This is a genomic window from Rhizobium sp. CECT 9324 (genome assembly GCF_918741265.1).
Taxonomy (GTDB): domain Bacteria; phylum Pseudomonadota; class Alphaproteobacteria; order Rhizobiales; family Rhizobiaceae; genus Allorhizobium.
The window spans coordinates 3,314,949-3,327,619 of sequence record NZ_CAKKMZ010000001.1; the positions used below are offsets into that span (position 1 = coordinate 3,314,949).

Annotated in this window: 12 protein-coding genes; 8 read left to right on the top strand and 4 right to left on the bottom strand. The window is 59.6% G+C overall.

The genetic code is table 11. The features are described 5' to 3' along the window. Positions 1 to 461: 461 nt before the first annotated feature. From LQ231_RS16125 to LQ231_RS16140, 4 genes are all read left to right on the top strand, one after another. On the top strand, positions 462 to 2,507 hold the full coding sequence (locus LQ231_RS16125; protein ID WP_230172188.1) for a glycosyl transferase: 2,046 nt from the start codon (positions 462 to 464) through the stop codon (positions 2,505 to 2,507). Between the two features lie 112 nt (positions 2,508 to 2,619). Beyond that, positions 2,620 to 3,777, top strand: a complete 1,158-nt coding sequence (locus tag LQ231_RS16130) for a UDP-galactopyranose mutase (RefSeq protein ID WP_230172189.1) — start codon at positions 2,620 to 2,622, stop codon at positions 3,775 to 3,777. Positions 3,778 to 3,861: 84 nt separating this feature from the next. After that, positions 3,862 to 4,842 (top strand): UDP-glucose 4-epimerase GalE, encoded by a 981-nt coding sequence (gene galE / locus LQ231_RS16135; protein ID WP_230172190.1) that lies wholly within the window; start codon positions 3,862 to 3,864, stop codon positions 4,840 to 4,842. Between the two features lie 155 nt (positions 4,843 to 4,997). Then, the gene (locus tag LQ231_RS16140) at positions 4,998 to 5,717 is read left to right on the top strand and encodes a phosphatase PAP2 family protein (RefSeq protein WP_230172191.1); all 720 of its coding nucleotides are present in this window, start codon (positions 4,998 to 5,000) and stop codon (positions 5,715 to 5,717) included. Positions 5,718 to 5,721: 4 nt separating this feature from the next. Here LQ231_RS16140 and LQ231_RS16145 read toward each other — a convergent pair whose 3' ends face one another. Then, a complete protein-coding gene (locus LQ231_RS16145; RefSeq protein WP_113141979.1) occupies positions 5,722 to 7,344 on the bottom strand; it encodes an ABC-F family ATP-binding cassette domain-containing protein in 1,623 nt (540 codons plus the stop codon). 234 nt (positions 7,345 to 7,578) lie between these two features. Here LQ231_RS16145 and LQ231_RS16150 point away from each other — a divergent pair, with 234 nt between their 5' ends. Continuing rightward, positions 7,579 to 7,968 carry a globin gene (locus LQ231_RS16150; RefSeq protein WP_113141980.1) on the top strand — a complete coding sequence of 130 codons (390 nt, stop codon included), beginning with the start codon at positions 7,579 to 7,581 and terminating at the stop codon, positions 7,966 to 7,968. Positions 7,969 to 7,970: 2 nt separating this feature from the next. Further along, positions 7,971 to 8,342 carry a DUF423 domain-containing protein gene (locus tag LQ231_RS16155; RefSeq protein ID WP_113141981.1) on the top strand — a complete coding sequence of 124 codons (372 nt, stop codon included), beginning with the start codon at positions 7,971 to 7,973 and terminating at the stop codon, positions 8,340 to 8,342. A 40-nt stretch (positions 8,343 to 8,382) separates the two neighbouring features. On the opposite strand, the gene LQ231_RS16160 is transcribed toward LQ231_RS16155, so the two are convergent. The 3 genes from LQ231_RS16160 to LQ231_RS16170 all read right to left on the bottom strand — a co-directional run bounded on the left by LQ231_RS16160 (position 8,383) and on the right by LQ231_RS16170 (position 9,506). After that, complete coding sequence (locus LQ231_RS16160; protein WP_230172192.1) at positions 8,383 to 8,742, bottom strand: glyoxalase; 360 nt, start codon at positions 8,740 to 8,742, stop codon at positions 8,383 to 8,385. Positions 8,743 to 8,847: 105 nt separating this feature from the next. Continuing rightward, entirely contained in the window at positions 8,848 to 9,117 is a 270-nt protein-coding gene (locus LQ231_RS16165) for a hypothetical protein (RefSeq protein WP_113141983.1), read from the bottom strand. Further along, on the bottom strand, positions 9,114 to 9,506 hold the full coding sequence (locus LQ231_RS16170; protein ID WP_113141984.1) for a DUF2325 domain-containing protein: 393 nt from the start codon (positions 9,504 to 9,506) through the stop codon (positions 9,114 to 9,116). Before LQ231_RS16170 ends, LQ231_RS16165 begins: the two co-directional genes overlap by 4 nt. 306 nt (positions 9,507 to 9,812) lie before the next feature. On the opposite strand from LQ231_RS16170, the gene LQ231_RS16175 reads away from it, so the two are divergent. Then, positions 9,813 to 11,174 carry an NAD(P)-dependent oxidoreductase gene (locus LQ231_RS16175; RefSeq protein ID WP_230172194.1) on the top strand — a complete coding sequence of 454 codons (1,362 nt, stop codon included), beginning with the start codon at positions 9,813 to 9,815 and terminating at the stop codon, positions 11,172 to 11,174. Between the two features lie 23 nt (positions 11,175 to 11,197). Beyond that, positions 11,198 to 12,511, top strand: coding sequence for an NAD-dependent dihydropyrimidine dehydrogenase subunit PreA (gene preA / locus LQ231_RS16180; protein ID WP_113141986.1), 1,314 nt, complete (start codon positions 11,198 to 11,200; stop codon positions 12,509 to 12,511). Positions 12,512 to 12,671: the final 160 nt, after the last annotated feature.

Sequence of the window (12,671 nt, forward strand, 5' to 3'; positions counted from 1 at the left end):
CACATGATCTGAACAGTACATCCAGAAAAAGTACAATTGAGCGCCCTGGTGAAACACAGCACTATTGCAAAATCCACACACATTTTCGTCACTTGATACAGTACAATTAAGATTTATGTTGCGCGCACGGAAGGAAATATCGCCTAGTCTTAATAAAAATCCCATTTACATGTAAAATAAATCAAATATCTCTAGCGTAGCGTGCATTTATTTCTGTAGCGGTTGAGCGAATAGACGTATCGACCCGCGAACATATGCCGGCCGGTCACCGCTAACTCATGTTTATGGATTGGTGGGTGGTGACACTACTGTACACCTGCCGACCCAGCGGGCGCGCAGCAAAGCCACTGAGGGCGACGCAAGGCCACAAGCCCAAAGCAAGCTAGCACAGCTAAAGCACTCCGACGCTTCAGCGCGTGGTTTCAATTCAAGCCGTTAGGCCTTCAGTTCTTGGGATATACATGGTCATGGACAACGCATTAGCCTCAGACCGCAATTTGCAACTCGCTGTTTTCGTGGAACGGGCGCGTAATCAGAAGCTGCCCCTGAACGAACTGTTTCAGCAGGCGGAGAATATGAATGCCGCCGGACAGAGCGCACAGACCGCGGACCTGTACAAGGCCTGGATTGCTTACAATGACAGCAACCCGCTTCTGCACCTCGTCTATTTCAACTATTCCGTAACGCTGCGACAACTGGGCGACATTCCGGGCTCGATCAATGCCCTGAATGCCTGCCTCAAGCTGGAGCCGCGCTTCGGCCATGCGAACATCAATCTCGGCCGCGCCTACGAAGACGCCGGCCTCAATGCCCAGGCAATTCAGCAATGGCGCTCGTTCATCGAAGCGACGGCTGAGCTGACACCGGAACGCATGAGCCATCGGCTGATGACCCTTCAGCATATCGGTCGCGTCATGGAAGGTGCGGGCTTGCAGGAGGAGGCCGAAACGGCCCTGTGGCAAGCAATCGAAATGCGCCCCGACAAACCGGAAGCCGGTCAGCATTGGCTGTCCTTGCGCCAGCACCAGTGCAAATGGCCGATCGTCGTTCCCTCTGAGCATGTGACAAAGCGGCAGTTGCTGGATGCCATGTCGCCCCTGCCACTGGGCTGCTATGCCGACGACCCGCTGTTCCAGCTCGCCAAGGCCTATCGCTATCTCAAGACCCTTGTCGGCCGTCCGGACCTGACCGGCTTCACGCCGAAGCAGCCGAAGCAGAAAACCGGCAGTGGCCAGCGCCTGCGCATCGGCTATGTCTCGTCCGACCTGCGCGACCACGCCGTCGGCTTCGCCTTGAGCGAGGTTCTCGAACTGCACGACAAGAGCCGCGTTGAGATTTTTGCCTACTATTGCGGCGAGGCGCGCACCAATGACGGCACCCAGGAGCGCATGAAGAAAGTCGTCGACACCTGGCGCGACATCTCGACCATCGACGACGCGCAGGCGGCCCGCCTGATCGCCTCCGACGAGATCGACATCCTGCTCGACGTCAACGGTTTCACCAAACATGCCCGCACGAGGATCTTCGCCTACCGTCCGGCACCGGTCATCGCCGCCTTCTGCGGCTATCCCGGCTCGATGGCGAGCCCCTTCCACCAGTATCTGATCGCCGACGATTATATCGTGCCGCCGGAAAACGAGCTCTACTACACCGAAAAGGTCCTGCGCATTCCCTGCAACCAGCCGGTCGACCGCAAGCGCCTGATCGCCGAGAAGCCGACCCGCGCCCAGGCTGGGTTACCGGAAGACGCGTTTGTCTTCGCCTGCTTCAACGGCATGCAGAAGATCACGGCCAGCGGCTTTGCCCGCTGGATGAAGATCCTGTCGGCCACCCCGGGAAGCGTGCTCTGGCTTTTGACCGGATCGGATGCCGTCAACCAGCGCCTGCGCCAGTCCGCCACCGCCTGCGGCGTCGCAGCCGATCGCATCATCTTTGCACCCAAGGCCCCCAATGCCCAGCACCTCGCCCGTATCGGCGTGGCCGACCTCTTCCTCGACACCTTCCCCTACGGCGCCCATTCGACGGCATCCGACGCGATCACCATGGGCCTGCCGGTGCTGACATTGCCCGGCAAGAGCTTTGCCTCGCGCTTCTGCGCCAGCATCGTCTCGGCTGCCGGCATTCCGGAACTGATCTGCTCGACGCCGGACGACTACGTCAACAAGGCCGTCGCCTATGCCCGTGATCCTGCAAGCCTGGCAGCCGTGCGGGCTTCCCTGCAGAGCCAGCGCGAGACCAGCGCCTTGCGTGACATGCCGGCCATGGTTCGGCGCCTGGAAGAACTGTGCTGGCAGATGCAGGGCGAATGCGAGCGTGGCGAAATACCGACGCCGGACATGCGCAATCTCGACGTCTACTACGAGGTCGGTGCGGAGATCGTGGCCGAACACATCGAGTTCGAGGACGACAAGTCATACCGTCAGCGCTATCTCGACAAGCTGGAAAAATGGAACAGCTACGAACCGCTGCGCCCGGATGCGCGCCTTTGGGCGGACGCCAAGGTCTGACAACCGGACGCGAACCCTGGGCGGCACAACGCGCTCAGGGTTCGCCTCGTGCCACAATCCGTCCAGCGCAAAAAGACCCGCTGGCCAAGAGACGAAACAGGACGTGTTTGGAATGCCCGCAAACGGAAAAATTGCTATCGTCGGCGCCGGACTTTCGGGAGCCGTCATCGGGCGTGAACTTGCCCTCGCCGGCTATCAGGTCGAGATCTTCGACGCCCGCAGTCACATTGCCGGAAACTGCCACACAGAACGCGACGCCGATACCGGCGTCATGGTCCATCTGTACGGACCCCATATCTTCCACACGGATGACGCCGAAGTCTGGGACTATGTCAACGGTTTCCAGACCTTCCTGCCCTACAAGAACCGCGTCAAGACGACGAGCCAGGATCAGGTCTATTCACTGCCGGTCAATCTTCACACCATCAACCAGTTCTTCGGCAAGACCTTCAGGCCGGACGAGGCCCGTGCCTTCATTGAGGAGCAGGCAGACAAATCGATCGAAGACCCGCAGACCTTCGAGGATCAGGCACTGCGGTTTGTCGGCCGGGATCTCTACGAGGCCTTCTTCAAGGGCTACACGGAAAAGCAGTGGGGCTGCTCGCCGACAGACTTGCCGGCCTCGATCCTGAAGCGGCTGCCGGTCCGATTCAACTATGATGACAATTACTTTTTCCATAAGTTCCAGGGCATGCCGGAAAACGGCTATACCGACATGATCGCAGGCATCCTTGATCACGCCAATATATCGGTGAAGCTCGAGACGCGGTTCGATCGCGCCCAGAACGCGGATTATGCTCACGTGTTCTATTCCGGCCCGCTCGATGGTTATTTCAACTTCGAACACGGTCGCCTCGGCTATCGTACGCTCGATTTTGAACGCTTTACCTATCAGGGCGACTATCAGGGCTGCGCGGTGATGAATTATGGCGATGCCTCGGTCCCTTATACCAGGATCACCGAGCACAAGCATTTTTCGCCTTGGGAAGAGCACGCAGGCTCGGTCTGCTACCGCGAGTTCGCGCGCGTCTGCGGGCCGGATGATATCCCCTATTACCCAATCCGCCTCGTCAAGGAGAAGGAGCAGTTGGCGGAATACGTCACGCGCGCCGGTCAGGAAACGTCGGTCACGTTTGTCGGACGGCTGGGCACCTACCGTTATCTCGACATGGACGTGACCATCCGCGAAGCGCTCGACACCGCCAGGCTCTACCTGTCGAAAACAGCCGAGAATGCCGCCATGCCGGCGTTCTTGCATTCACCGATCTGAGCAAGACACCGGTGCCCTGTGCCGGTATCGTGCCGGCACACAGAACATTGCAAGACTTGCAAGGACTCATCCCAAAGGTTGGACATGACTGAAAAGACAATCCTCGTGGTCGGTGGCGCCGGTTACATCGGCTCCCACACATGCCTGGCTCTGGCCAACAAGGGCTATCTGCCACTGGTCTACGACAACTTTTCCGGCGGCCATGAGGAGTTTGTCAAATGGGGACCGGCCGAACAGGGCGATATCCGCGACCGCGTCCGTCTGCGCGAGGTCCTGGCCAAGCACAAGCCGGTTGCCGCCCTGCATTTTGCCGGTCTGATCGAGGTCGGCCAGTCCTTCCAGGAACCGGAAGCCTTTTACGACGTCAATGTCGTCGGCTCGCTGACGCTGCTGCAGGCGCTGATGGAGGCGGATATCCGCTCTTTCGTGTTTTCCTCGACCTGCGCCACCTATGGTAGGCCGGAGCGCCTGCCGCTTGATGAAACCCATCCGCAGAACCCGATCAATCCGTATGGCCGCACCAAGCATATCGTTGAGCAGGCGCTGCGCGACTTCGACCTGTGCAATCGCATGCGGTCCGTGATGCTGCGCTATTTCAATGCCGCCGGTGCCGATTTCGAAGGCCGTATCGGCGAATGGCACACGCCGGAAACCCATGCCATTCCGCTGGCAATCGAAGTGGCGCTTGGCCGCCGTCCGCATTTCTCGATCTTCGGCGAGGATTACGATACACGCGACGGCAGCTGCATCCGCGACTATATCCACGTCAACGATCTGGCCGATGCCCATGTGCGCGCGGTGGAATACCTGCTGAACGGCGGCGAGACGGTCGACATCAATCTCGGCACCGGAACAGGCACCACGGTGAAGGAACTGATCAGTGCCATCGAAACCGTCTCAGGTCGACCGATGCCGGTGGTCAAGACCGAGCGTCGCGCCGGTGATCCGCCCACCCTCGTTGCCGGCAACGGCAAGGCGGAAAATGTCCTCGGCTGGAAGCCGAAGCACGACATCAACGACATCATCCGGTCCGCCTGGAACTGGCATTCGCGCTTCAACGGCTAGAACCGCTTTGGCCTTCCGACGCGACAATAGGCTGTTACTGCCAACCTATTGTTCTTTCACGCCGCTCCTCTAAATGTGTCAACGACCGAAGAGGAGCGTTTCACCGATGTATGTCATGCCGAATGCCGCTGGAAATGTCGCTGGAATAGCCTTCAATGCGTAGGGTGATCGCGCATGCGCGCGAGCGGATCGCCCAGGTCGAAGCGGTCGTTCTGCTCGTCTTCTGCCTTGCCACCGGCGCCGCCTTCGTCTTTTCAAGATTGATGAGCGAAATGCTCGAGGGCGAGACACGGTATATCGATGAAGCGGTGCTGCTATCATTGCGCGATGCGACGGATACCAGCCTGCCGGTTGGCCCCTATTGGCTGAGCAAGATCTTCTCCGACATCACCGTCTTGGGAGGAACCACTGTTCTGGCCCTGGTGACCGTCGCAACGGCCGTCTTCCTGTGCATCCGCCGCGAATGGGCGAGCGCTCTTTTTCTCGGCGCATCCGTCCTGGGTGGCTGGGCGATCAGCAGCGCTTTGAAGCTAGGCGTGGCCAGGCCGCGGCCCGATGTCGTCGCGCATCTGGTCGAAGTGCACGATTTCAGCTTTCCCAGCGGACATGCCATGCTGTCGGCAGCGACTTATCTCACCTTGGCGGCAATGCTGACCCGGGTCGAAAAGAGCCGCCAAGTCCGCATGTTCTTCATTGGTCTCGCCGTCTTCCTGATCGTGATCATCGGCATGAGCCGCATCTATCTCGGCGTACATTACCCGACCGACGTTCTGGCCGGCTGGTGCGCCGGATCGGCATGGGCCGGCTTCGTCTGGCTCTTCGCCAGACGTTATCTCAGACCGCAACGGGATCCGGGTCAAACGCTCGGCGAGTAACGCGTCAGCTTTTCAGGCCGGGCGCCTCGTGGCCGGTGCGGGCCACATATTCCGTATAACCGCCGCCATACTGGAACACGCCCTCCGGGGTGATCTCCAGAACCCGATTCGACAGTTCCGCGAGGAAGTGACGATCGTGGCTGACGAAGAGCATCGTGCCCTCATATTGCGACAATGCCTTGATCAGCATTTCCTTGGTGTCGAGATCCAGGTGGTTGGTCGGCTCGTCGAGCACCAGCAGGTTCGGCGGCTCAAACAGCATGATCGCCATGACAAGGCGTGCCTTTTCGCCACCCGACAGAACCCGGCAGCGTTTGTCGATATCGTCACCGGAAAAGCCGAAACAGCCGGCAAGCGCGCGAAGCGGCGCCTGCCCTGCCCGTGGGAACGTGCTTTCCAGCGTCTCGAAAATGGTCATCTCGCCATCGAGGATATCCATCGCATGCTGGGCGAAATAGCCCATCTTGACGCTGGCGCCGATCGCAACCGTGCCGCTGTCCGGCGTGCTGTCGCCGGCAACCAGTTTCAGCAATGTCGACTTGCCGGCGCCGTTGATCCCCATGATGCACCAGCGCTCGCGGCGCTTCACCATGAAATCGAAACCCTCATAGATGACCTTGTCGCCATACTTCTTGTGCACGTTCTTGACGTTGATCACGTCTTCGCCGGAGCGCGGTGCCGGCTGGAATTCGAAGGCGACGACCTGGCGGCGCTTCGGCGGTTCGACACGGTCGATCTTCTCCAGCTTCTTCACCCGGCTCTGCACCTGGGAAGCATGGCTGGCGCGCGCCTTGAAGCGCTCGATGAATTTGATTTCCTTGGCGAGCATCGCCTGCTGGCGCTCGAACTGCGCCTGCTGCTGCTTCTCGTTCTGCGCCCGCTGGCCCTCGTAGAATTCGTAGTCGCCGGAATAGCTGTTGAGCTGGCCGGCATCGATCTCGATGATCTTGGTGACGATGCGGTTCATGAACTCGCGGTCATGCGAGGTCATCAGCAATGCGCCCTCGTAGCCCTTCAGGAACTGCTCCAGCCAGATCAGGCTTTCGAGATCCAGATGGTTGGACGGTTCGTCGAGCAGCATCACGTCCGGGCGCATGAGCAGGATGCGGGCAAGCGCCACGCGCATCTTCCAGCCGCCCGACAGCGCGCCGACATCGCCGTCCATCATGGTTTCGCTGAAGCTCAGGCCCGCCAGCACTTCGCGGGCGCGGCCCTCCAGCGCATAGCCGTCCAGTTCCTCGTAGCGCGCCTGAACTTCACCGTAACGTTCGATGATCTGGTCCATCTCGTCCATGCGATCCGGATCGACCATGGCCGATTCCAGCTCGCGCAGCTCGGCGGCGACATCACTGACCGGACCCGCACCGTTCATCACTTCGGCAACAGCACTCAGGCCCGACATCTCGCCGACATCCTGGTTGAAATAACCGATGGTAATGCCCTTATCGACAGCGACCTGGCCCTCGTCAGGCGCATCCTGACCTGTGATCATCCGAAACAGCGAGGTTTTGCCCGAGCCGTTCGGCCCGACCAGACCGATCTTCTCCCCACGGTTCAGGGCGGCGGAAGTCTCGATGAAGAGGATCCGGTGGCTGAGCTGCTTGCTGATGTTTTCAATACGAATCATGATCTGGGGCCCGAAAAGTTGCGGCGCCCTTATGTCATGGCCAGCCGCTTCTGTCGCAGGTATTTTGCAGTGCACACCCGACAGTTACGACGCTTTCCACCGTCATGGTGAACGCCCGAGACCGAAACAGGCCGCCTGGAACGCCGACTGCATATTGACGCAGCAATCGCTTCGGCGTTGCCGACCGGTCGGGCGACCGGCTATGGAATGTGGGATGAGCGACAGGAATAGACCGTGAGCGAAGAAACCATAACCCTCTATGAGGCGATCGGCGGGGATGTAACTGTCAAGGCACTGTGCCGGCGTTTCTATGAACTGATGGACACGCTGCCGGAAGCCGCCCGTTGCCGGGCGGTGCACCCGCCGGATCTGTCGGGCAGCGAGGAGAAGTTCTACGACTACCTGACCGGTTATCTGGGTGGTCCGCCGATCTATATGGAAAAGCGCGGGCACCCGATGCTGCGCCGTCGTCACTTCGTCGCGGAAATCGGTCCTGTCGAGCGGGATGAATGGCTGCTCTGCTTCCGGCGCGCCATGGACGAGACGATCGCCAACGAAAAACTCCGCGACATCATCTGGGAGCCGGTCGTGCGGCTTGCCCATCACATGCAGAACAAGGAATAGCCATGTCGTTTGGTTCAACCGTCCAAAGGCTCCTGCCCGTGGCAGCCGGCCTGATCGGCGCAGCCGGCGTGGCACTGGCCGCTGCCGCCAGCCATGCCGGCGGAGAAGCGCTTCTGCGCCCCGCCTCGACCATATGCCTTGCACATGCGCCAGCGCTTCTGGCGCTCGCGGTCGCCGGTTCGTCCCTGCGAATGGGCAAGGTCTCAGGTATGTTGATGATGGCGGGAACGCTGCTGTTTGCCGGCGATCTGGCCTCACGCCAATTTACAGGTACGGGCCTGTTTCCCATGGCAGCGCCCACCGGCGGACTGACGCTGATCGGTGCCTGGCTGCTTCTGGCTATTGGAGCGGCGCTGCCTCTCCGCGCTGACTGAGGCGCCAGCGCGGAGAAGTCCTGTCAGCAGATTGCCCGGATCAATGGCAGGCTTCAGCCATCGGCGCCGTGGCGCCGGCGCCGGCGCCGGCCAGCACCATCGCATCCGCAAACATCAGCAGATTTCCGTGCGGGTCGCGGACATGAAACCGCACGTCGTGCAGTTGATCGGAAGGAAGAACGGCCTCGACACCGCGGTCCCGCAAGACGGTGTAGATTTCGCAGATGGCGTTCGAACGGAAGAAGACCGAACTGTTCTGGCATTGGAACGGATCGTCGCTCAGCCAGAAATGCAATTCCATTGGGCCTTTGCGGATCACGAGATAATCGTCGCAGTTGGCACCCACCTCTTCGAAGCCGAGATGCGTGACGTAAAAATCGCGTGTTTCTGAAAAATTCAAGGACGGTAAGATCGGGACAACATCAAAACTTTTGGTAGTCGCTTGATCTGGGCGGCTCATATGGGGTTTTCCCTCTAGGCCCGCGTCGTCACCATCGACGAAAGCCTACATCCCTTGACGTGCGGCGTTTCGCTGCCACTTGGGCGCGGGAAATTCGATTACAAGGGCGGTTGCCCCCGGTGACCTTGCGTACATGGGAGTTGTCTTGCGATTATGCAAGCCCGGCAAAGTGATGATTTCGCATTTCATCACTTCATTTTTTTGCGAGGCGTTTTTCAAGCCGACAACAAGCTCCGGTAACAGGCCATCGCCGCGTTGCTGGGCCATGCGATGAAAGGCGTTGATGCTGCCCTCGTTGGTCCCATCATTGCTCATGCTTCAGCATTCCTTTCGCTCATCGTCTGCAGGGCGCGCTCAAGGCTGGATTTCGAGCCATTGCGCAGCGGAATGAAGGTCTTGCCGAACTTCTTGCAACCGCTTTTGACGCGCAGACACGCGTCATGGCTGATACAGTCGATCGGGCAGAAGACGCAGTCGACAGAGGGCAGAACGGTATCGATCCGCGACACCGCCTCTCGCAATCCGCCATCGTGATGGATCAGTTCGGCACCGAAATTTGTGGCGATCTGCCGCAAGTGTGCGACCTGGCAATCCCGCCCGCCGACATAGAGAAAGCTCTTCACTTCGGGTTGCACGCGCGCTTTCGGCTTGCTGACTGCCTCAGTCGCTGGCTTCTTGCCGGCGTGTTTTTTCTTTTTCGCCATGTCGTCGCGTCTCCGCTCTGCAGACCCGAGTCGGCAAGACGCCGTCCTCATCCGGGAACATAGCCATACAAAACATGATAAAAAGAGTAAAGTATATAGTTGAGCATTACACTCATGTTTTGACATTTCCTCCAATTCGGCGAAACCACCAGCGGGTTCAGACAGATAATCCGTTTGGCTGACCTCCGACACCCCATATTTTTCAGGCTATTTTAGCAGATTTTCTGAATTTTTACCGTTTGATAAAACTTTGATCCTGCGTTACGCTTCCCTGCATCGCTTCGAACAAAAAATGAGGGAACTGCGATGCGAACACTGGAACCGGGCCTCAAGGCCGGGCGGCTCGACGCTGCCGAATATCAGCGAAATTTCTCCGATCTGCATCCGCCACTGGGCGATCATGAAGCCTTGGTTGCCTCCGACAGATGCTACTTCTGTTACGACGCGCCCTGCATGCAGGCCTGTCCCACCGCCATCGATATCCCGATGTTCATTCGGCAGATATCGACTGGCAATCCGCTTGGCTCCGCCAAGACCATATTCGACCAGAACATTTTGGGCGGCATGTGCGCCCGCGTCTGTCCGACAGAACAGCTTTGTGAAGAGGCCTGCGTCCGCAACACCGCCGAAGAGCGTCCCGTCGAAATCGGCCGCCTGCAGCGTTATGCAACCGATATCGCCATTGACCAGGGTCGCCAGTTCTACACGCCCTCCCCTTCAAGCGGCAGAACGGTCGCCGTCATCGGCGCAGGCCCGGCCGGCCTGTCTGCTGCCCATCGACTGGCCCTGCATGGCCATCTGGTCACGATCTACGAAGCCCGCGAAAAGGCAGGCGGCCTGAACGAATACGGCATCGCAGCCTACAAGACACCGAACGACTTCGCCCAGACGGAAGTCGACTACATTCTCGCACTCGGCAATATCGACATACGCAGCGGCCAGATGCTCGGACGTGACTTCACGCTTGCCGAACTCCAGGTGAAACACGACGCCGTTTTCATCGGCGCAGGTCTCGGCAACGTCAACACACTCAACATTCCCGGCGCCCAGATTGACGGTGTCATGGATGCCGTCGAGTTCATTGCACACCTTCGCCAGGCCGCCAGCAAGGCCAACGTGCCGGTCGGCCGCAATGTCGTCGTCATCGGCGGCGGCATGACTGCGATCGATGCCGCCGTTCAGGCCAAGCTGCTCGGCGCCGAAAACGTCACCATCTGCTATCGCCGCGGCAAGGGGCACATGAACGCCTCGACCTTCGAGCAGGATCTCGCAGCCTCCAAGGGCGTGCATATTCGCCACTGGCTGCAGCCCAAGGAAGTCTCGCATCAGGACGGCCATGTCGCAGCCATCACCTTCGAATATACCCAACTCGAAGACGGCATCATGAAGGGCACCGGCCAGCAGACCGCGATCGCCTCCGACCAGATCCTGGTGGCAATTGGCCAGAAACTCGACAGCTATGGCCTCGACGACCTGAAGCTCGACGGTGGCAAGATCGCCATCGATGACGACGGCCGCACCTCGGTTGCCGGCATCTGGGCCGGCGGCGACTGTGCCACCGGAGGTCAGGACCTGACGGTATCCGCCGTCGCCATGGGCCGTGACGCTGCCGAAAGCATCAACCGTTCTCTCGCCATGCAGATGGCGGGAGCCAGTGCTGTCGCTTGATCCCGTTTTGAGAGGACAAAACCATGGCTGATCTTCGCAACAACTTCGTCGGCATCAAATCGCCGAATCCGTTCTGGCTGGCGTCTGCGCCGCCGACCGACAAGGCATACAATGTCGAGCGCGCCTTTCGCGCCGGCTGGGGCGGCGTCGTCTGGAAGACGCTCGGCGAGGCAGGCCCGCCCGTCGTCAACGTCAACGGCCCGCGCTACGGCGCCATCTGGGGTGCCGACCGAAGGCTTCTCGGCCTCAACAACATCGAACTGATCACCGACCGCGACCTCTATATCAACCTTCGCGAAATGAAGGAGGTGAAGATGAAATGGCCGGATCGCGCCATCGTCGCCTCGATCATGGTGCCTTGCGAGGAAAATGCCTGGCGGTCGATCCTCCCGCTCGTCGAAGAGACCGGCGTGGATGGCATCGAGCTCAATTTCGGCTGTCCGCACGGCATGTCCGAACGCGGCATGGGTGCTGCCGTCGGCCAGGTGCCGGAATATATCGAGATGGTCGTTCGCTGGTGCAAGCAATATACCCGCATGCCCGTCATCACCAAGCTGACGCCCAACATCGCCGACATCCGCAAGCCCGCCCGCGCCGCAAAAGCTGGCGGCACCGACGCCGTGTCGCTGATCAACACGATCAACTCGATCGTCTCGGTCGATCTCGACAACTTTGCACCCAACCCGACGGTCGGCGGCAAGGGTACACACGGAGGTTATTGCGGCCCGGCCGTCAAGCCGATCGCGCTCAACATGGTGGCCGAAATCGCTCGCGATCCGGAAACCCATGGCCTGCCGATTTCCGGTATCGGCGGCGTCACCACCTGGCGGGATGCGGCGGAATTCATGGTGCTCGGCGCCGGCAATGTGCAGGTCTGCACCGCCGCCATGACCTACGGCTTCAAGATCGTCGAGGAAATGATCACGGGGCTGTCCGACTGGATGGACGCCAAGGGTCACCGCAATCTCGATGACATCTGCGGCCGCGCTGTCCCCAACGTCACCGACTGGCAGTATCTGAACCTCAACTACATCGCCAAGGCGCATATCGACCAGGATGCCTGCATCAAATGCGGCCGCTGCCACATCGCCTGTGAAGACACCTCGCACCAGGCGATCACCCAGTTCGTTGATGGCGTCAGGAAGTTCGAGGTGATGGAAGACGAATGCGTCGGCTGCAACCTCTGCGTCAATGTCTGTCCGGTCGAGAACTGCATTACCATGGTCGGCCTCGATGCGGGCGTGCTCGACCAGCGCACCGGCAAGCCGGTCGATCCGAACTACGCCAATTGGACGACCCATCCGAACAACCCGATGGCTAGGCAGGCTGCGGAATAGTGTGGAGCGGTATAGGCGGATCGAGCCAAAAGGCACGCTCCGCCTACACCTAATACGAGAATGTCACGCAACACACGACCCAAGATAATTAAGGTCGTTCGATTCAGCAAATTTCAAGGGTTTCGTGAAAATCTGCTCATTTAGCGGAGGCTTCTTCACA

Excerpts from the sequence above, each read along its gene's own strand:
- LQ231_RS16125 (WP_230172188.1), top strand. The coding sequence starts at position 462 with ATGGTCATGGACAACGCATTAGCCTCAGACCGCAATTTGCAACTCGCT.
- LQ231_RS16130 (WP_230172189.1), top strand. The coding sequence starts at position 2,620 with ATGCCCGCAAACGGAAAAATTGCTATCGTCGGCGCCGGACTTTCGGGA.
- galE (WP_230172190.1), top strand. The coding sequence starts at position 3,862 with ATGACTGAAAAGACAATCCTCGTGGTCGGTGGCGCCGGTTACATCGGC.
- LQ231_RS16140 (WP_230172191.1), top strand. The coding sequence starts at position 4,998 with ATGCGTAGGGTGATCGCGCATGCGCGCGAGCGGATCGCCCAGGTCGAA.
- LQ231_RS16145 (WP_113141979.1), bottom strand. The coding sequence starts at position 7,344 with ATGATTCGTATTGAAAACATCAGCAAGCAGCTCAGCCACCGGATCCTC.
- LQ231_RS16155 (WP_113141981.1), top strand. The coding sequence starts at position 7,971 with ATGTCGTTTGGTTCAACCGTCCAAAGGCTCCTGCCCGTGGCAGCCGGC.
- LQ231_RS16165 (WP_113141983.1), bottom strand. The coding sequence starts at position 9,117 with ATGAGCAATGATGGGACCAACGAGGGCAGCATCAACGCCTTTCATCGC.
- LQ231_RS16170 (WP_113141984.1), bottom strand. The coding sequence starts at position 9,506 with ATGGCGAAAAAGAAAAAACACGCCGGCAAGAAGCCAGCGACTGAGGCA.
- LQ231_RS16175 (WP_230172194.1), top strand. The coding sequence starts at position 9,813 with ATGCGAACACTGGAACCGGGCCTCAAGGCCGGGCGGCTCGACGCTGCC.
- preA (WP_113141986.1), top strand. The coding sequence starts at position 11,198 with ATGGCTGATCTTCGCAACAACTTCGTCGGCATCAAATCGCCGAATCCG.